The sequence below is a fragment of the Citrobacter sp. Cpo065 genome (genome assembly GCF_030332805.1).
GTDB lineage: Bacteria > Pseudomonadota > Gammaproteobacteria > Enterobacterales > Enterobacteriaceae > Citrobacter > Citrobacter portucalensis.
Window position 1 is genome coordinate 34,703 of the sequence record NZ_JAOWHC010000020.1, and the last position, 18,560, is coordinate 53,262.

The 18,560-nt window shown below is 53.3% G+C and carries 18 protein-coding genes; 7 read left to right on the forward strand and 11 right to left on the reverse strand.

Annotation, left to right across the window (positions count from 1 at the left end; translation table 11 throughout):
• The first annotated feature begins 13 nt into the window (after positions 1-13).
• The gene (gene phoU, locus OGY68_RS03030; RefSeq protein ID WP_003023824.1) at positions 14-739 is read left to right on the forward strand and encodes a phosphate signaling complex protein PhoU; all 726 of its coding nucleotides are present in this window, start codon (positions 14-16) and stop codon (positions 737-739) included.
• 121 nt (positions 740-860) lie between these two features.
• On the opposite strand, the gene yieH is transcribed toward phoU, so the two are convergent.
• Entirely contained in the window at positions 861-1,526 is a 666-nt protein-coding gene (gene yieH, locus OGY68_RS03035; RefSeq protein ID WP_057067109.1) for a 6-phosphogluconate phosphatase, read from the reverse strand.
• A 167-nt stretch (positions 1,527-1,693) separates the two neighbouring features.
• Here yieH and adeP point away from each other — a divergent pair, with 167 nt between their 5' ends.
• Complete coding sequence (gene adeP / locus OGY68_RS03040) at positions 1,694-3,031, forward strand: adenine permease AdeP (protein ID WP_003827042.1); 1,338 nt, start codon at positions 1,694-1,696, stop codon at positions 3,029-3,031.
• Positions 3,032-3,087: 56 nt separating this feature from the next.
• Here adeP and OGY68_RS03045 read toward each other — a convergent pair whose 3' ends face one another.
• The 10 genes from OGY68_RS03045 to OGY68_RS22945 all read right to left on the reverse strand — a co-directional run bounded on the left by OGY68_RS03045 (position 3,088) and on the right by OGY68_RS22945 (position 11,131).
• On the reverse strand, positions 3,088-3,654 hold the full coding sequence (locus OGY68_RS03045; RefSeq protein ID WP_003827046.1) for an NADPH-dependent FMN reductase: 567 nt from the start codon (positions 3,652-3,654) through the stop codon (positions 3,088-3,090).
• 30 nt (positions 3,655-3,684) lie between these two features.
• Entirely contained in the window at positions 3,685-4,431 is a 747-nt protein-coding gene (locus OGY68_RS03050; RefSeq protein WP_048227371.1) for a 4'-phosphopantetheinyl transferase family protein, read from the reverse strand.
• 166 nt (positions 4,432-4,597) lie between these two features.
• Positions 4,598-5,557, reverse strand: a complete 960-nt coding sequence (gene yidZ / locus OGY68_RS03055) for an HTH-type transcriptional regulator YidZ (RefSeq protein WP_003827051.1) — start codon at positions 5,555-5,557, stop codon at positions 4,598-4,600.
• Positions 5,526-6,707: an MFS transporter gene (locus tag OGY68_RS03060; RefSeq protein ID WP_032945462.1), complete on the reverse strand. Its 1,182-nt coding sequence runs from the start codon at positions 6,705-6,707 to the stop codon at positions 5,526-5,528. The genes yidZ and OGY68_RS03060 overlap by 32 nt, the downstream gene beginning before the upstream one ends.
• 182 nt (positions 6,708-6,889) lie before the next feature.
• Positions 6,890-8,254 (reverse strand): tRNA uridine-5-carboxymethylaminomethyl(34) synthesis GTPase MnmE, encoded by a 1,365-nt coding sequence (gene mnmE / locus OGY68_RS03065; RefSeq protein ID WP_008786545.1) that lies wholly within the window; start codon positions 8,252-8,254, stop codon positions 6,890-6,892.
• A gap of 105 nt (positions 8,255-8,359) precedes the next feature.
• Positions 8,360-10,006 (reverse strand): membrane protein insertase YidC, encoded by a 1,647-nt coding sequence (yidC, locus tag OGY68_RS03070; RefSeq protein ID WP_003827058.1) that lies wholly within the window; start codon positions 10,004-10,006, stop codon positions 8,360-8,362.
• 2 nt (positions 10,007-10,008) lie between these two features.
• Positions 10,009-10,266 (reverse strand): membrane protein insertion efficiency factor YidD, encoded by a 258-nt coding sequence (gene yidD / locus OGY68_RS03075; RefSeq protein WP_003023846.1) that lies wholly within the window; start codon positions 10,264-10,266, stop codon positions 10,009-10,011.
• A complete protein-coding gene (gene rnpA / locus OGY68_RS03080; RefSeq protein ID WP_003844432.1) occupies positions 10,230-10,589 on the reverse strand; it encodes a ribonuclease P protein component in 360 nt (119 codons plus the stop codon). Before rnpA ends, yidD begins: the two co-directional genes overlap by 37 nt.
• A gap of 17 nt (positions 10,590-10,606) precedes the next feature.
• A complete protein-coding gene (gene rpmH, locus OGY68_RS03085; protein WP_003023858.1) occupies positions 10,607-10,747 on the reverse strand; it encodes a 50S ribosomal protein L34 in 141 nt (46 codons plus the stop codon).
• A 228-nt stretch (positions 10,748-10,975) separates the two neighbouring features.
• Positions 10,976-11,131: a hypothetical protein gene (locus OGY68_RS22945; protein WP_418657320.1), complete on the reverse strand. Its 156-nt coding sequence runs from the start codon at positions 11,129-11,131 to the stop codon at positions 10,976-10,978.
• Between the two features lie 222 nt (positions 11,132-11,353).
• On the opposite strand from OGY68_RS22945, the gene dnaA reads away from it, so the two are divergent.
• The 5 genes from dnaA (at position 11,354) to yidA (ending at position 18,401) form a co-directional block, all read left to right on the forward strand.
• Positions 11,354-12,757 (forward strand): chromosomal replication initiator protein DnaA, encoded by a 1,404-nt coding sequence (gene dnaA / locus OGY68_RS03090; protein ID WP_057067110.1) that lies wholly within the window; start codon positions 11,354-11,356, stop codon positions 12,755-12,757.
• 4 nt (positions 12,758-12,761) lie between these two features.
• On the forward strand, positions 12,762-13,862 hold the full coding sequence (dnaN, locus tag OGY68_RS03095; protein WP_003023863.1) for a DNA polymerase III subunit beta: 1,101 nt from the start codon (positions 12,762-12,764) through the stop codon (positions 13,860-13,862).
• On the forward strand, positions 13,862-14,935 hold the full coding sequence (gene recF, locus OGY68_RS03100) for a DNA replication/repair protein RecF (protein ID WP_048215236.1): 1,074 nt from the start codon (positions 13,862-13,864) through the stop codon (positions 14,933-14,935). The genes dnaN and recF overlap by 1 nt, the downstream gene beginning before the upstream one ends.
• Positions 14,936-14,963: 28 nt before the next feature.
• Positions 14,964-17,378, forward strand: coding sequence for a DNA topoisomerase (ATP-hydrolyzing) subunit B (gyrB, locus tag OGY68_RS03105; RefSeq protein WP_008786542.1), 2,415 nt, complete (start codon positions 14,964-14,966; stop codon positions 17,376-17,378).
• A gap of 210 nt (positions 17,379-17,588) precedes the next feature.
• Positions 17,589-18,401 carry a sugar-phosphatase gene (gene yidA / locus OGY68_RS03110; RefSeq protein WP_008786541.1) on the forward strand — a complete coding sequence of 271 codons (813 nt, stop codon included), beginning with the start codon at positions 17,589-17,591 and terminating at the stop codon, positions 18,399-18,401.
• Positions 18,402-18,560: the final 159 nt, after the last annotated feature.

Consider the following 18,560-nt stretch of genomic DNA (forward strand, 5'->3'; position numbering starts at 1 on the left):
TCAGGAGCTTGTTGTGGATAACCTTAACCTTAATAAACATATTTCCGGCCAGTTCAATGCAGAGCTGGAAAGCATCCGTACCCAGGTGATGACCATGGGCGGCATGGTCGAGCAGCAGCTTTCTGATGCAATCACGGCGATGCACAATCAGGACAGCGAGCTGGCGAAGCGCGTCATTGAAGGCGATAAGAACGTTAACATGATGGAAGTGGCGATCGACGAAGCCTGCGTGCGTATCATCGCCAAGCGTCAACCGACAGCGAGCGACCTGCGTCTGGTGATGGCTATTATCAAAACCATCGCTGAGCTGGAACGTATTGGCGACGTGGCGGACAAAATTTGCCGTACCGCGCTGGAGAAGTTCTCGCAACAGCACCAGCCGCTGCTGGTAAGCCTGGAATCACTGGGCCGCCACACCGTACAAATGCTGCATGACGTGCTGGATGCGTTTGCGCGTATGGATCTGGACGAAGCAGTGCGTATTTATCGCGAAGATAAGAAAGTTGACCAGGAATATGAAGGCATCGTGCGTCAGCTGATGACTTATATGATGGAAGACCCTCGTACCATTCCAAGCGTGCTGACCGCGCTGTTCTGCGCACGTTCCATCGAACGTATCGGTGACCGCTGCCAGAATATCTGCGAATACATCTTCTACTTCGTGAAGGGACAAGACTTCCGTCACGTGGGCGGGGATGAGCTGGATAAGCTGCTGGCGGGCAAAGATCCGAAGGAATAAGCGGCTTGTTGCGTGCGCCGGGATCCCCCGGCGTCGCTATTGTAGGCCGGATAAGGTGTTACGCCGCATCCGGCATTCTGCGCCATTCGCCTGATGGCGCTTTGCTTATCGGGCCTACTGTTTATTCGACGATATTCCAACCCCGCGCTTTCCACAATTCCGGCAACTGTGCCAGATCGGTAAACGTCGTGACTTTTGGATGATCGATCGGTTTGTTATGCGGATCGGCGCAGAAGTAGAACACTTCCATCCCGGCGGCAATCCCCGCCTGCGCACCTGCGCTGGAATCATCAACCAGAATGCAGTTCTCAAGGTTAACGTCCATCGCTTTCGCCGCATGGAACATCAGGGCCGGATCGGGCTTCCAACGCTGAATATCGTAGCCGCTGAACAGTAAATCAGGGAAATGGTGCAACATGCCCAGCTTACCCAGCGAATGCTGCATTTTACTGACCGGACCGTTAGAGACCACACACATTGGTACGGCCATGCTGTCCAGTAGCGCATTGGCACCGGCAATCACCTCCAGTTCCGTATCGAACAGACGTGCGACCTCAGCGCGATAAACCGGTTCTAAATCGGCTTTTGCCAGTTCGACACCGTGCTCCTCGTTGATAATGTCGATGATCTCGTACAGCTTTACCCCCTTGAAGCGTTTGAAAATTTCTTCAAGATCGAGCGTAATGCCAAACGCCTGGAACATGCTGACATACGCGCGAGAACAAATCACTTCACTGTCGACAAGGGTACCGTCACAGTCAAAAAATACGGCTTCTATCTGGGACATGTCATTTCCGTTTTAACAAGTTTAACGTTTTCGTAATGCATTATTGGGCGACGCAATCGTTGCCGTATAAGCAAAATCAATGAAAAAAGTTGCTCATAACCCAACCCTATTGTCGCATTTTGGTATAGGATAGCGACGAATTTTCCCTCCTTGTTCGGAAATTGATAATGAGTCAACAACACACAACCCAGGCTTCTGGCCAGGGGATGCTGGAACGCGTGTTCAAACTGCGCGAACATGGCACGACGGCACGGACCGAAGTGATCGCCGGTTTAACGACCTTCCTGACGATGGTGTATATCGTTTTTGTTAACCCGCAAATTCTTGGCGTGGCTGGCATGGATACCAGCGCTGTCTTTGTTACCACCTGCCTTATTGCTGCATTTGGTAGCATCCTGATGGGCCTGTTTGCCAACCTGCCGGTCGCACTTGCGCCTGCTATGGGCCTGAACGCATTCTTCGCTTTCGTGGTCGTTGGCGCGATGGGGCTGTCATGGCAGATTGGAATGGGCGCTATCTTCTGGGGCGCTGTTGGTCTGCTGCTGCTGACGATTTTCCGCGTTCGTTACTGGATGATTGCCAATATCCCGGTTAGCCTGCGTGTGGGGATCACCAGCGGTATTGGTCTGTTCATCGGCATGATGGGGCTGAAAAACGCCGGTGTTATCGTCGCCAACAAAGACACGCTGGTGTCTATCGGTAACCTGACGTCCCACAGCGTACTGCTCGGTATCCTGGGCTTCTTTATCATCGCGATTCTGGCGTCCCGTAACATTCACGCGGCGGTGCTGATTTCTATCATCGTAACCACGCTGCTGGGCTGGATGCTGGGCGATGTTCATTACAACGGTATCGTTTCTGCGCCACCGAGCGTGATGTCCGTTATCGGACATGTCGACCTGGCCGGTTCGTTTAACATTGGCCTGGCGGGTGTGATTTTCTCGTTCATGCTGGTTAACCTGTTCGACTCCTCCGGTACGCTGATTGGCGTTACGGATAAAGCCGGTCTGGCGGATGCGAAGGGCAAGTTCCCGCGCATGAAGCAAGCGCTGTATGTGGATAGCGTGTCGTCGGTTACCGGGGCGTTTATCGGGACTTCTTCCGTTACTGCGTATATCGAATCTTCTTCCGGGGTTTCGGTCGGTGGACGTACCGGTCTGACCGCCGTGGTCGTTGGTCTGCTGTTCCTGTTGGTTATCTTCCTGTCGCCGCTGGCGGGGATGGTACCGGGTTATGCAGCAGCAGGTGCGCTGATTTACGTTGGCGTCCTGATGACATCAAGCCTGTCGCGCGTGAAGTGGGATGACCTTACAGAAGCGGTTCCGGCGTTTATTACTGCCGTGATGATGCCCTTTAGCTTCTCAATTACCGAAGGTATTGCGCTGGGCTTTATTTCTTACTGCGTGATGAAGATTGGTACCGGACGTTTCCGCGATCTCAGCCCGTGCGTCATCATTGTCGCGCTGCTGTTTGTGCTGAAGATTGTGTTTATCGACGCGCACTAATCGTTGTTTATTTGCCCATATATCAACAAGCCCGGCATATCGCCGGGCTTTTTCTTTTACGCTTTCACGCGCTGAATGTAGTCGCCAAATGCGGTCAATTGACCGGTCAGATGGTCCAGCGTGCTTTGGTCGATCACTTCACCTGTCTGCGGGTCTACTTTGTTCTGAATGACGCCGCCCATAAATTCCGGCTTGTTCATTACCATGGCGTCGAGGAATACCAGGATCTGACGCAGATGATACTGGCAGCGCGCGCCGCCAATAGCGCCCATAGAACTGGTCTGGATCAGTACCGGCTTACCCGATAATGGCTGATCGGGCAGGCGGGACAGCCAGTCGATGGCGTTCTTCAGTCCGCCCGGAACAGAATAGTTATATTCAGGTGTGACGATGACGACACCGTCAGCCTTTCTGATTTGCTCAGCCAGTGCTTCTACGCTGGCCGGAAAACCCTCTTCCTGTTGGAGGTCGGCATCGTACAGAGGGATATCACCAATCGACGGCAGCGCGTTCACTTCCATTCCCGCTGGAGCAATCTTGGGCAGCGTACGGGCAACCATTCCATTAAACGAACCTTTGCGCAGACTTCCCAGTAACGTAACAACATTCAATGTTTCAGACATGGTGGCTCCTGTTTCATCATGAAGGTTAAATCAAAGCGTATGGCTCTTCGCTGCACATAATTGAGAGAACCGGATCAGACGACCCGTTGGCTCATTGGCGCGAGTCTGGATATCAGGCAAAATTTTCCAGTCCTGTTTACCATCAAACTCCCAAACTTTGAGTTTTTCAATGGTTGGCGTAACCGCAACTGACCACACCAGTACATCTTCCGCATCGCAAATGGCTTCAACCTGCGCCACATGGGCACATTTCAGGCGCCCTGCGCCGGGTAAAAGCTGGAGCTCGCGCGGATCGTCATTGCACACATCGCCAGTGAGTTTGAGTACGCTCTGGCGCAATGTAATGAGCTGCGCGCGTGCTTCGTTGGGGTCGTTTTGGTTATTGATCCACAGGTTTTCGTTACTGGAGAAGCGCCACGTTTCCGCTGAATTTGGATTGTGAAACCCGCGGGTGGCCCGCTGAAGTTCCATATCCAGGCCGCACGTTCCTTCAGTTGTTAGCACAACGCCGACGATATTCCCGGCATAGGAAATCGAAAAACCCGGCAGGTTCTTATCGCGAAAAACGGGCTTACCTTTGGCCTGAGTAACAATTTCGGGCAGCGTGCTGGTGCCGTAAAGCATAAACATCAGTTCAGCGAGAAGACTTCGGGAAGCCAGGAAACGTGTCCGGCGATGAGCGGGTAGATCTCTTGCTTCGATATGACATGGAGAAGGGAGGCGAGCTGAAACCAGGTGTCCCTCCGTAAGAATCCCTCTGGCAAAATGTGTCGCCATTTGTCGCTCCGTGATTAATGGTCCGTGATTATTACCAGAGTAACATTTACACGGCTTCCGGGCAGGCTTTGCTGCCCAAAAACTAAGCGAAAATGGGAGACATTACGCGATATTTACATTTCTGTTGCCAGAATGGTCGATTTAGCAACACCAAAATGAAGGATCGTCAGGAGATATCGCGATAAAGCGCCTTGATCGTGTCTTTTAGCCAGACGATCTTAGGATTGTGGCTGTTGCGTTTATGCCAAAGAAGAGTGAACGGTACGCGCATTTTTTCCAGTTGCGCCGTATCAAATGGCATTGGCCGTGCAACGAGTGGAAGCTGGTGGAGTTGGTTATAACGCTGGCAATAGACCGGTGCGGTGGCTATCAGCGCGTGATCCGGCTGCGCGGCCATAAACAGCGATTGCTCAAAACCGGGCAGACATAACGCGATATTGCGTGCGCGTCCCATTTCTTGCAGGACTTCATCCAGCGCCCATGTATCGCTTTGCTCCCAGCTAATGCTGATGTGCGGATAGCGCAGAAAGGTGTCCAGATTCCACTCTTCCTGCAGTGCGGGATGATCTTCACGTAGCCAGACGCAGGGCAGATCGGAAAACAGCACTTCATGGTCGATCGACAATGGCAACAAACTCAGCAGTTCGCGCGAACGCGGATGACTTTCGCGCCCGGTAAAGCCAATATCCACTTCACCGCGAATAATGGCATCCAGCGAGTCATAGTCCCAGTTGCGTATTTTGATTGTTGCCTGGGGATAGCGCTGATAAATCTGCTGGGAGAGCGCATTGAACATGATCATCACTAACGGCGTTTCGGCCGCCAGATCAAACTTCAGCCCGCGTGGAGACTCATGGTGCGGCTTATCGAGCAACTGATTGCCCATCTGCATCCATTCAGCAAGGCTCTGCTCCATGCTGACCATCAGCGGCGTCGGTGATAGCCCCAGCGGGGTGTTCACAAACAAGGGATCGTCAAACCAGGTCCGCAGCTTCGACAGCGACTTACTGACCGCCGACGGCGTGACGTTCATCCGTTTGGCGGTTTTAGTGACGCTGCGTTCCTGCATTAACAGCTGCAGGCAGAGCAATAAATTAAGATCGAGACTGCTGAGGGATTTCTTCATGAGTTGGCGCGGACCGGTTAGGTGCAACAGTGATAATCAGCATGATACTCACTATGCTACAGCCAATCAGAATCCCGATCAGCATATTCAGCGCATCAAGGCCAAGAACCGCCGCCAGCCAAATCCACAGCGAGGAACCGCAAACCTGCGCAATACCTAATGCTGAGCTGGCGACGCCCGCGCGCAGCGAGAACGGCCCAAGCGCCTGGCTCATCGCAACACCGAAGCCGACCGAGAATCCGGCGCAGATTAACGTCAGCCCGAAAAGCGTTACTGCGTGTGAAGTGGCAAGGGTTAACACCACGCCGGCACACAGAAACAGCACCTGTGAGGTCAGCATCAGAACGCGAGGCTTAAATACGCTCAGAGCAAATGGCGTAGAGAAAGAGACCGCCATACTGATGCCTGCGGTCATGGCCATCGTGGTGGCGTACTCACCACGGTCGAAGCCCATCACTTCCATCAGCAGCACCGGAGACGTGTTCACGAAGGTCAGGATCACCGATACGCTGAGGGTGGTAATGGCCAGACGGCTTAAGAAAAAGCGGTTTACCAGTGATTCGGTTGTGTGGTTCTTTTCCGTCGTCGCCATAAGCGTTGCTGGGCGCGATTCTCGCAGGACAAACACCGACAGCAGGCAAACAGCCACACCCATTCCCATCATCGTGTAGAACAGGCTCTGCCACGGGTATTTGAGCATGATCAGATGCCCCATCACTGGAGCCAACACCGGCACAATACAGGTAATTCCGTTCAACAGCGACAGTACCTTCGCCCGGCGGCGATCGTCGAGCGTATCGCGCAGGATAGCGAAAGCCACCACGTAGCAACAGCCCGCACCTACGCCCTGAATAAAACGACCTATGAGGAATGGCGTACCGCTTTCGGCGAAAGAACATAGCGCAGAGGCGAAAATAAAGATGAGTGCGCCGACTATGGCGACCGGTTTGCGACCTGACTGGTCGGCAATTTTACCGGCGAACAGCATCGCCGTCGCCATTCCTGCCAGATAAACCGAAAACGCGATATGCAGTTGCGCCTCGCTGGCCTGTAAATCGGCAGCAATACGGGGCAGCCCCACCAGATACATATCAATACCGGCAGGATAAAGAAGAACCAGGGCGAAACTGCAGATTAGAAAGCGTGTCATAGCGACCTCATAAGAAATGTGGCGCTAAGCATACGGTCAGAGAGTCAACTGCACGAGTTGCCATTTGGACAACAGTGATTTCCACATGGGAAATAGTTGTTGCCGGATGGCGGCGTAAATGCCTTATCCGGCCTACGGGGCCTGTAGGCCCGGTTAGAATCTAGCTACCGGGCAACACAACGCTACTTACCAATACAGAAGCTGGAGAAAATCCGTCCCAGCAGATCGTCGGAAGTAAATTCTCCGGTGATCTCACTGAGGTTCTGCTGCGCCAGGCGTAGCTCCTCAGCCAGCAATTCTCCGGCCCATGCTCCGAGCAGTTGGGCTTTACCCTGCTCGAGATGCTCTGCAGCTTCTGCCAGCGCCTGCAGGTGACGACGACGCGCCAGGAAGCCGCCTTCCATATTGGTTTCAAAGCCCATGCTCTGTTTGAGATGATTACGCAGTACGTCAACGCCTTCACCGGTACGCGCGGAGAGGCGAACCAGTGAGTGGCTATTTACTTCGCTAAGGCCCAGCGTCTCACCGGTAATATCCGCTTTGTTACGCACCACGGTGATCGGCAGTTTGGCTGGCAGACGGGCAATAAAGTCTGGCCAGATATCTGCCGGGTCCACGGCGTCGGTGGTGGTGCCATCAACCATAAACAGTACACGGTCGGCCTGTTCAATTTCCTGCCAGGCACGTTCGATACCGATGCGTTCAACTTCGTCGCTGGCATCGCGCAAACCGGCGGTGTCGATGATGTGTAGCGGCATGCCGTCGATGTGAATATGCTCACGCAGCACGTCGCGAGTAGTCCCGGCGATATCGGTGACAATGGCCGCCTCACGGCCAGCCAGCGCGTTCAGCAGGCTTGATTTCCCGGCGTTTGGCCGACCGGCAATCACCACCTTCATCCCTTCGCGCAGCAGGCTGCCCTGACGCGCTTCCGCACGCACGGCATCAAGATCGCTGATAACGCTGTTGAGTTGCGCTTCAATCTTGCCGTCAGACAGGAAGTCGATTTCTTCATCCGGGAAGTCGATCGCTGCTTCAACATAGATGCGCAGGTGAGTGAGCGCTTCCACAAGATGATTTACCCGTGCGGAAAATGCGCCCTGCAACGAGTTCAGCGCCGAGCGAGCGGCTTGCTCTGAGCTGGCATCGATCAGGTCGGCAATCGCCTCGGCCTGGGCTAAATCGAGCTTATCATTGAGAAACGCTCGCTCGGAGAATTCACCTGGTCTGGCAATGCGCAGCCCGGGAATGGTCAGAATACGTTTGAGCAGCAGGTCAAGAATCACTGGACCGCCGTGGCCCTGAAGCTCTAAAACGTCTTCGCCGGTAAAGGAGTTTGGGCCGGGGAACCACAAGGCAATCCCCTGATCCAGCGCGCTGCCATCCGCGTCTTTAAACGGCAGATAATCGGCATAACGCGGTTTGGGCAGTTTCCCCAGTACGGTTTCTGCCACCTCACGCGCCTTCAGGCCGGAGATACGCAGGATACCCACGCCACCACGTCCCGGTGGGGTGGCCTGAGCGACGATGGTGTCGTTATGGCTCATGGTTTGTCTCTTCTTAATGCAATAAAAAAGGCGGTCTAATGACCGCCCTTTACTTTATGTTCCGTTTGCCGGATGGCGGCTTCGCCTAATCCGGCCTACACCGAATCAGGAGTTTTTCTTCTCGCGGCTATGCAGGCCACGTTTCTCCAGACCACGGTAAATCAGCTGCTGCTGAATAATGGTTACCAGGTTGCTGACGATATAGTACAGCACCAGACCTGACGGGAACCACAGGAAGAACACGGTGAAGATGACCGGCATGAAGGTCATGATCTTCTGCTGCATCGGGTCGGTTACAGTGGTCGGAGACATCTTCTGAATGAAGAACATCGTCACGCCCATCAGAATCGGCAGGATGTAGTACGGGTCCTGTGCAGACAGGTCATGGATCCACAGGGCGAACGGCGCATGACGCAGTTCAATGGAGCCCATCAGCATGTAGTACAACGCCAGGAAGATTGGCATCTGGATGATCAGCGGGAAGCAGCCGCCCAGCGGGTTTACCTTCTCAGCTTTGTACAGGGCCATCATTTCCTGGCTCTGACGCTGTTTGTCATCGCCCAGACGTTCACGCATAGCCTGAATCTTTGGCTGCAGCATACGCATCTTCGCCATGGAGGTGTACTGCGCTTTGGTCAGCGGGTACATGATGCCACGAACGATAAAGGTGATAACGATGATGGAGAAGCCCCAGTTACCCAGGAAGCTATGGATCCACTTCAGCAGTTTAAACAGCGGCTGAGAAATGAACCACAACCAGCCGTAATCCACGGTCAGATCCAGGTGCGGTGCAACGGCCGCCATTTTATCCTGAATTTCCGGGCCGACCCACAGGGTGCTGGTCATCGCGCCAGTCTGGCCAGGCTGTACCAGTACCGGCTGTGATTTATAGCCGATAGCGGCAATGCCGTTACCCAGGTTAGCGGTATAGAAGTTGTTGGTGCCGTCGTTACGCGGAACCCATGCCGTTGCGAAATACTGTTGCAGCATTGCGACCCAGCCGTCTTTAGCATTGACGTTCAGGTTTTCGTTTTCAGCAATGGTGTCGAATTTGTATTTCTCATACTTCTCATCCGGCGTGGAGTACGCCGCGCCACGGAAGGTGTGCAGCGCAAAGTTGCTGCTACCGGTGTCGCGATGAGATGGCAGATTGATGGATTGCTTCAACTGACCAAAGGTGGAGATTTCCAGCGGTTTTTCGCCGGCGTTCTGCACGCTGTAGTTAACGTTGACAGCATATTCACCACGCTTAAGAACAAACGTTTTAGTGAATGTGTTACCCGCTGCGTCAGTATAGGTCATCGGGATCTGCAGTTCGTTCTGACCGTCAGCCAGTACAAACGCGTCTTTATCGACGTTGTACAGCGGACGTGGGCCGTTAGCCGGGTTATCCGGGCCGTCACGACCTGTCAGGCCACTCTGTGCCTGGTAGATGAACTGTGGCGTGGTTTCCAGTAACTGGAACGGTTCGGTAGAACCGAGTTCTTTCGGGTAAGCTGGCAGTGAAGCCTGTTCCACATCACCACCACGGGTGTTGATGGTCAGATCAAGCACGTCAGTTTTAACCGTAATCAGTTTCCCCTGGCCACTGGCCGGTACGCCCTGGTCTGCGGCGCTACCCGCTGCGGTGGTCGTTGTCTGCGTGGTCTGTTGGGCCTGAGGTTGCGGGTTTTTATCCTGCTCCCAGGCTTGCCAGATCATGAAAGACACGAACAGCAAAGCGATGACTAAAAGATTGCGTTGCGAATCCATCGTTAGTGTTCTCTGGTATCAAATGGTCCGGGCGGGACGGGATCGTCACCACCAGGGTGTAAAGGGTGGCATTTTAATACGCGTTTCACCGTCAACCAACTGCCTTTTATCACTCCAAACCTGCGCAATGCCTCAATTCCGTAGCTCGAACAGGTTGGAGTGAAACGGCAATGCGGCCCAAGCAGCGGACTGATCAGGCGTTGATAGACCCGAATGAGGGCTATCAGGACCCGCGAGCCAGGCGACAATGGCGACGCCATAATTTTTCCAACGCTTCCGAGAGAGCACGGTTATCGAGGTCAGCAACCCCTTTTTTCGCCACCACCACGAAATCCATTGCTGGAAGCTCGTGCTGACGTAAACGGAAGCTTTCACGCGTCAGACGTTTAATCCGATTGCGTTCATGCGCACGCTTAACATTTTTCTTGGCGACTGTAAGACCGATACGGGGATGCCCCAGCGAATTCAGGCGGCCGAGGATGGTGATTTGCGGCGTGCCAGCCCGTTGTGGCTGCTGGAAGACGAATGTGAAATGAGTGGGAGTTAACAAACGTAACTCCCTGGGAAATGCGAGCTTAACCACTCAGGGGCTAGCTTTTATTACTTAGAAACGGTCAGACGAGAACGGCCTTTAGCACGACGACGTGCCAGAACCTGACGACCATTTTTATTAGCCATACGAGCACGGAAGCCGTGAGAACGGTTGCGCTTCAGTACAGACGGTTGAAAAGTGCGTTTCATGGCGATTTCTACCTAAACTTGAATAAATTCACTGACTTTTGCGTATACCCGAACGAATTTCGAACGACTTACGCCACAGTGTGGGTGATTAAAGAGGCCGGATTGTAATAATTGTACACTCCGGAGTCAATTCTCTTTCCTTATTTCCCGCTTTTTTCCGCATGGTTTCGCGTAAAAAACAGGCAGCGTTGACGCCGTAAGGCGACCGTTACTCGCTGGGGGTAAGAATTATACGGGCTGGTGGATAAAGCGCAAGGATCGCACGGGATCTTTATTAGATCGTTTAAGCAGTAAAGCATCTTTACTCATTAATTTTTTCAATATGCGCGCTAAAACCTGCAGCACTTCTCCAGGATCGTTTACACTTAGCCGATTCTGGATCATCCTGTGGATAAATCGGGAAGAATCTGTGAGAAACAGAAGATCTCTTTCTCAGTTTACGCTATGATCCGCGGTCCTGATCGTTTCAATGGATCCTGATCGGGTAAAAATTGCAGATAGCAATTCGCACGTCACCCTTTGCATAGGGTCTTGTCGATGTGCGTCAACAATCATGAATGTTTCAGCCTTTGTCATTTATCGACTTTTGTTCGAGTGGAGTCCGCCGTGTCACTTTCGCTTTGGCAGCAGTGTCTTGCCCGATTGCAGGATGAGTTACCAGCCACAGAGTTCAGTATGTGGATACGCCCGTTGCAGGCGGAACTGAGCGATAACACGCTGGCTTTGTATGCGCCAAACCGTTTCGTGCTCGATTGGGTAAGGGATAAATACCTTAATAATATTAATGGATTACTCAATAATTTCTGTGGAGCGGATGCCCCACAGCTGCGCTTTGAGGTCGGTACTAAACCCGTCACGCAAACGCTGAAAACGCCGGTCAACAACGTTGTTGCGTCCGCCCACGTGGCTCAGCAAGTGCAACCACAACGTGCTGTTCCGGCGGCGCGTCCAGGCTGGGATAACGTCCCGGCTCCGGCAGAACCTACCTATCGTTCTAACGTCAACGTCAAACACACGTTTGATAACTTCGTTGAAGGTAAATCTAACCAACTGGCGCGCGCGGCGGCACGTCAGGTGGCGGACAATCCTGGCGGCGCCTACAATCCGTTATTCCTTTATGGCGGTACGGGTCTGGGTAAAACCCACCTGTTGCACGCTGTCGGTAACGGCATTATGGCGCGTAAGCCAAACGCCAAAGTGGTATATATGCACTCCGAGCGTTTTGTGCAGGACATGGTCAAAGCCCTGCAAAACAACGCGATCGAAGAGTTTAAACGCTACTACCGTTCCGTTGACGCGCTGCTGATTGACGATATCCAATTCTTCGCGAATAAAGAGCGATCGCAGGAAGAGTTTTTCCACACCTTTAACGCCCTGCTGGAAGGCAATCAGCAGATCATCCTGACCTCGGATCGCTACCCGAAGGAGATCAACGGCGTTGAAGATCGTCTGAAATCCCGTTTTGGCTGGGGACTGACTGTCGCGATCGAACCGCCTGAACTGGAAACGCGTGTTGCGATCCTGATGAAAAAAGCCGACGAAAACGACATTCGTCTGCCGGGTGAAGTAGCGTTCTTTATTGCCAAGCGTCTACGCTCTAACGTACGTGAGCTGGAAGGCGCACTGAACCGCGTGATCGCCAACGCCAATTTTACCGGCCGGGCGATTACTATCGATTTCGTGCGCGAAGCGCTGCGCGATCTGCTGGCTTTGCAGGAAAAGCTGGTCACCATCGACAATATCCAGAAGACGGTGGCGGAGTATTACAAAATCAAAATTGCGGATCTGCTTTCTAAGCGTCGATCTCGCTCGGTAGCTCGCCCGCGCCAGATGGCGATGGCGCTGGCAAAAGAGCTCACTAACCACAGTCTGCCGGAAATTGGCGACGCGTTTGGTGGGCGTGACCATACTACCGTGCTTCATGCCTGCCGCAAGATTGAGCAGTTGCGTGAAGAAAGCCATGATATTAAAGAAGATTTCTCCAATTTAATCAGAACATTATCTTCGTGACGCTATGAAATTTACCGTTGAACGTGAACATTTATTAAAACCGCTTCAGCAGGTCAGCGGCCCGCTGGGTGGACGTCCTACACTGCCTATTCTCGGAAACCTGCTGCTGCAGGTTGCTGACGGCACGCTTTCGCTGACCGGTACCGATCTCGAAATGGAGATGGTGGCGCGCGTGGCGCTGATCCAGCCTCATGAACCTGGCGCGACCACCGTTCCGGCGCGTAAATTCTTCGATATTTGCCGTGGATTGCCGGAAGGCGCGGAAATTGCCGTTCAACTGGAAGGCGACCGTATGCTGGTGCGTTCTGGTCGCAGCCGTTTCTCGCTGTCTACGCTGCCTGCTGCCGACTTCCCGAATCTGGACGACTGGCAGAGCGAAGTCGAATTCACCCTGCCGCAGGCGACGATGAAGCGCCTGATTGAAGCCACGCAGTTTTCGATGGCGCATCAGGACGTACGTTACTACTTAAACGGCATGCTGTTTGAAACCGAAGGGGAAGAGCTGCGTACCGTGGCGACCGACGGTCACCGCCTGGCGGTCTGTTCAATGCCTGTTGGTCAGCCGTTGCCAAGCCATTCGGTGATCGTACCGCGTAAAGGCGTGATTGAACTGATGCGTATGCTCGACGGCGGCGATAACCCGCTGCGCGTGCAGATTGGCAGCAACAACATTCGTGCGCACGTTGGTGACTTCATCTTCACCTCTAAGCTGGTTGATGGCCGTTTCCCGGATTATCGCCGCGTATTGCCGAAGAATCCGGACAAACATCTGGAAGCCGGTTGCGATATCCTCAAACAGGCGTTTGCGCGTGCGGCGATCCTCTCGAACGAGAAATTCCGCGGCGTGCGTCTGTATGTCAGCGAAAACCAGCTCAAAATCACCGCCAACAACCCGGAGCAGGAAGAAGCGGAAGAAATTCTGGATGTCTCCTATCCTGGTACAGAACTGGAAATCGGCTTTAACGTGAGCTACGTACTGGACGTTCTGAACGCGCTGAAGTGCGAGAACGTGCGTATTCTGCTGACCGATTCCGTATCGAGCGTACAGATTGAAGATGCCGCATCACAGTCGGCTGCCTATGTTGTTATGCCAATGAGACTGTAATGTCGCTCACCCGCCTGTTGATCCGCGATTTTCGCAATATCGAAAGCGCGGATCTCGCTTTATCCCCTGGCTTTAACTTCCTGGTTGGCGCGAACGGCAGCGGCAAAACCAGCGTACTGGAAGCTATCTATACGCTCGGCCACGGTCGGGCGTTTCGCAGTTTGCAGATTGGCCGCGTGATTCGCCACGAGCAGGAGTCGTTTGTTTTACACGGGCGTTTGCAGGGTGAAGAACGTGAAACGTCGATTGGCCTGACGAAAGACAAACTGGGCGACAGTAAAGTGCGCATTGATGGCACTGACGGGCACAAGGTCGCTGAACTGGCACACCTGATGCCGATGCAGCTGATCACGCCTGAGGGGTTTACTTTACTCAACGGCGGCCCCAAATACAGAAGAGCATTTCTTGACTGGGGATGCTTTCACAATGAAGCCGGATTTTTCACCGCCTGGAGCAACCTGAAGCGACTGCTCAAGCAGCGCAATGCAGCGCTGCGCCAGGTGAGTCGTTATGAGCAACTGCGCCCGTGGGATAAAGAACTGATCCCACTGGCGGAACAAATCAGCACCTGGCGCGCGGAGTACAGCGCCGGTATCGCGCAGGATATGGCGGATACCTGCCAGCAGTTTCTTCCCGAGTTTTCGCTCTCCTTCTCATTCCAGCGCGGCTGGGAGAAAGAGACTGATTATGCCGAAGTGCTGGAACGCAGTTTTGAACGCGATCGCATGTTGACCTACACTGCGCACGGCCCGCATAAGGCGGATTTCCGCATTCGCGCCGACGGTGCGCCGGTGGAAGATACGTTGTCGCGTGGGCAGCTAAAGCTGCTGATGTGCGCCTTACGTCTGGCGCAAGGGGAGTTCCTGACCCGTGAAAGCGGGCGGCGCTGCCTGTACCTGATAGATGATTTTGCCTCTGAACTGGATGACGCGCGTCGCGGACTGCTGGCCAGCCGCTTAAAAGCCACGCAATCTCAGGTCTTTGTCAGCGCAATAAGCGCTGAACACGTTATAGACATGTCCGATGAAAATTCGAAGATGTTTACCGTGGAAAAGGGTAAAATAACGGATTAACCCAAGATAAAATGAGCGAGAAACGTTGATGTCGAATTCTTATGACTCCTCCAGTATCAAAGTCCTGAAAGGACTGGATGCGGTGCGTAAGCGCCCGGGTATGTATATCGGCGACACGGATGACGGCACCGGTCTGCACCACATGGTATTCGAGGTGGTAGATAACGCTATCGACGAAGCGCTCGCGGGTCACTGTAAAGATATCGTGGTAACGATTCACGCTGACAACTCCGTGTCCGTTACCGATGATGGCCGTGGTATCCCAACCGGTATTCACCCGGAAGAGGGCGTTTCGGCAGCGGAAGTTATCATGACCGTTTTGCACGCAGGCGGTAAATTCGATGATAACTCCTATAAAGTTTCCGGCGGTCTGCACGGCGTGGGTGTTTCCGTCGTTAACGCCCTGTCACAGAAGCTGGAACTGGTGATTCGTCGTGAAGGCAAAGTGCATCAGCAAACTTACGTGCACGGTGTGCCGCAGGCGCCGCTGGCAGTAACCGGCGAAACAGAATTGACCGGGACTCAGGTCCGTTTCTGGCCAAGCCACGAAACCTTTACCAATGTTGTTGAATTTGAATACGACATTCTGGCGAAACGTCTGCGTGAGCTGTCATTCCTGAACTCCGGCGTCTCTATTCGTCTGCGCGACAAGCGTGACGGCAAAGAAGACCATTTCCACTACGAAGGTGGCATCAAGGCGTTTGTTGAATACCTCAACAAAAACAAAACGCCGATCCACCCGAATATCTTCTACTTCTCCACCGAAAAAGACGGTATCGGCGTTGAAGTTGCGCTGCAGTGGAACGATGGTTTCCAGGAAAACATCTACTGCTTCACCAACAACATTCCACAGCGTGACGGCGGTACTCACCTTGCAGGCTTCCGTGCGGCGATGACCCGTACCCTGAACGCCTACATGGACAAAGAAGGCTACAGCAAAAAAGCGAAAGTCAGCGCTACTGGTGACGATGCCCGTGAAGGCCTGATTGCCGTTGTTTCCGTGAAAGTACCGGATCCGAAGTTCTCCTCACAGACCAAAGACAAGCTGGTCTCCTCTGAGGTGAAATCGGCGGTAGAACAGCAGATGAACGAACTGCTGAGCGAATATCTGCTGGAAAACCCGTCTGACGCGAAAATCGTTGTTGGCAAAATTATTGATGCTGCACGTGCTCGTGAAGCTGCACGTCGTGCGCGTGAAATGACCCGTCGTAAAGGCGCGCTCGACTTAGCCGGTCTGCCGGGCAAGCTGGCGGATTGTCAGGAACGTGACCCGGCGCTGTCCGAACTGTACCTTGTGGAAGGGGACTCCGCGGGCGGTTCTGCGAAGCAGGGCCGTAACCGTAAAAACCAGGCGATTCTGCCGCTGAAGGGTAAAATCCTCAACGTCGAGAAAGCGCGCTTTGACAAGATGCTCTCCTCTCAGGAAGTCGCGACGCTGATCACCGCGCTCGGCTGTGGCATCGGTCGTGACGAGTACAACCCGGACAAACTGCGTTATCACAGCATCATCATCATGACCGATGCCGACGTCGATGGCTCGCACATTCGTACGCTGCTGTTGACCTTCTTCTATCGTCAAATGCCGGAAATCGTTGAACGCGGCCACGTTTACATTGCACAGCCACCGCTGTACAAAGTGAAAAAAGGCAAGCAGGAACAGTACATTAAAGATGACGAAGCGATGGATCAGTATCAGATCTCTATCGCTCTGGATGGCGCAACGCTGCACACCAACGCCAGCGCACCAGCCCTTTCCGGTGAGTCGTTAGAGAAACTGGTTTCTGAATACAACGCGACGCAGAAAATGATTGGCCGTATGGAACGTCGTTTCCCGAAAGCGCTGCTGAAAGAGCTGGTTTATCAACCGACGCTGCCAGAAGCCGATCTGGCTGATGAAGCGAAAGTTACGGCCTGGGTTTCCCAGTTGGTTAACGTGCTTAATGAAAACGAAATGCACGGCAGCACCTGGAATAGCTTCGTGCGTAAAGACGCTGAACTGAACCTGTTCGAACCGGTGATCCGGGTGCGTACCCACGGTGTCGATACTGACTATCCATTGGAACATGAATTTGTGACCGGTGGCGAGTACCATCGTATTTGTACGCTTGGCGAGAAGCTGCGTGGGCTGATCGAAGACGATGCGTTTATCGAACGTGGCGAGCGTCGCCAGCCGGTTGCCAGCTTTGAGCAGGCGCTGGAATGGCTGCAAAAAGAGTCTCGTCGTGGCCTCGCTATCCAGCGTTATAAAGGTCTTGGCGAGATGAACCCGGAACAGCTGTGGGAAACCACCATGGATCCGGAAAGCCGTCGTATGCTGCGCGTTACCGTGAAGGATGCGATTGCTGCCGACCAACTGTTCACCACGCTGATGGGCGATGCCGTTGAACCGCGTCGCGCATTTATCGAAGAAAACGCCCTGAAAGCGGCGAACATCGATATTTAAGCCAATCTGTAGGCCGGATAAGGCGGTTTACGCCGCCATCCGGCAAGACGTTGTATTGTGCCTGATGGCGCGTTGCTTATCAGACCTACAAACGACAACCAATCTACAAAAAGGGGAATCTCGATTCCCCTTTCTATCCCCCTTTTCGTAGCTGTTTTTTGAGCGGAATCGCGTTAGCATGAGGACGGACTCATTTAATCCGGGGAACTCATGGCTATCAAACTTATTGCTATCGACATGGATGGCACACTTCTGCTGCCCGATCACACCATTTCACCAGCGGTCAAAACGGCGATTGCCGCGGCACGCGCGCGTGGCGTGAATGTGGTGCTGACCACGGGACGCCCGTATGCCGGCGTTCACAGCTATCTGAAAGAATTACATATGGAACAACCCGGTGACTACTGCATTACCTACAACGGTGCGCTGGTGCAGAAAGCAGGGGATGGCAGTACCGTGGCGCAAACCGCGCTGAGCTATGATGATTATCGTTACCTGGAGCAGCTCTCCCGGGAAGTTGGCTCGCATTTCCACGCCCTCGATCGCAATACGCTGTATACCGCGAACCGTGATATCAGCTACTACACGGTGCACGAATCGTTTGTCGCGACCATTCCGCTGGTGTTTTGTGAAGCCGAGAAAATGGATCCTGCAACCCAGTTCCTGAAAGTGATGATGATTGACGAGCCGGAGATCCTCGATAAAGCTATCTCTCGTCTACCTGCGGAAGTAAAAGAGAAGTACACCGTGCTGAAAAGTGCGCCGTATTTCCTCGAAATCCTCGATAAACGCGTCAATAAAGGGACGGGCGTAAAATCGCTGGCTGATGCGTTAGGCATTAAAGCCGAAGAGGTGATGGCGATTGGCGATCAGGAAAACGACATCGCGATGATTGAATACGCAGGGGTGGGCGTTGCTATGGATAACGCTATTCCATCAGTCAAAGAAATCGCCAACTTCGTAACGAAATCTAACCTTGAAGATGGCGTCGCCTGGGCGATAGAGAAATACGTCCTTTCCTGATGCGTATTATGCCTGGCCTCGGCTGGGCAATAACATTAAGATGTTATAAAACATATATTTATATTATCAGATGTGAAACCGCACATTAATACCCCCACATAGTACGTAACTTCTATACTCTCCCTTCTTCTTTTATATCTGGGCAATTCCTGCCTGCTA

Bases quoted from the DNA above. Each gene is read 5' to 3' on its own strand.
- yidC (WP_003827058.1), bottom strand. From the start codon at position 10,006: ATGGATTCGCAACGCAATCTTTTAGTCATCGCTTTGCTGTTCGTGTCT.
- OGY68_RS03060 (WP_032945462.1), bottom strand. From the start codon at position 6,707: ATGACACGCTTTCTAATCTGCAGTTTCGCCCTGGTTCTTCTTTATCCT.
- OGY68_RS03045 (WP_003827046.1), bottom strand. From the start codon at position 3,654: ATGTCTGAAACATTGAATGTTGTTACGTTACTGGGAAGTCTGCGCAAA.
- yidD (WP_003023846.1), bottom strand. From the start codon at position 10,266: ATGGCGTCGCCATTGTCGCCTGGCTCGCGGGTCCTGATAGCCCTCATT.
- gyrB (WP_008786542.1), top strand. From the start codon at position 14,964: ATGTCGAATTCTTATGACTCCTCCAGTATCAAAGTCCTGAAAGGACTG.
- yidA (WP_008786541.1), top strand. From the start codon at position 17,589: ATGGCTATCAAACTTATTGCTATCGACATGGATGGCACACTTCTGCTG.
- yidZ (WP_003827051.1), bottom strand. From the start codon at position 5,557: ATGAAGAAATCCCTCAGCAGTCTCGATCTTAATTTATTGCTCTGCCTG.
- rpmH (WP_003023858.1), bottom strand. From the start codon at position 10,747: ATGAAACGCACTTTTCAACCGTCTGTACTGAAGCGCAACCGTTCTCAC.
- adeP (WP_003827042.1), top strand. From the start codon at position 1,694: ATGAGTCAACAACACACAACCCAGGCTTCTGGCCAGGGGATGCTGGAA.
- OGY68_RS03050 (WP_048227371.1), bottom strand. From the start codon at position 4,431: ATGGCGACACATTTTGCCAGAGGGATTCTTACGGAGGGACACCTGGTT.
- mnmE (WP_008786545.1), bottom strand. From the start codon at position 8,254: ATGAGCCATAACGACACCATCGTCGCTCAGGCCACCCCACCGGGACGT.
- recF (WP_048215236.1), top strand. From the start codon at position 13,862: ATGTCGCTCACCCGCCTGTTGATCCGCGATTTTCGCAATATCGAAAGC.
- OGY68_RS22945 (WP_418657320.1), bottom strand. From the start codon at position 11,131: ATGATCCAGAATCGGCTAAGTGTAAACGATCCTGGAGAAGTGCTGCAG.
- yieH (WP_057067109.1), bottom strand. From the start codon at position 1,526: ATGTCCCAGATAGAAGCCGTATTTTTTGACTGTGACGGTACCCTTGTC.
- dnaN (WP_003023863.1), top strand. From the start codon at position 12,762: ATGAAATTTACCGTTGAACGTGAACATTTATTAAAACCGCTTCAGCAG.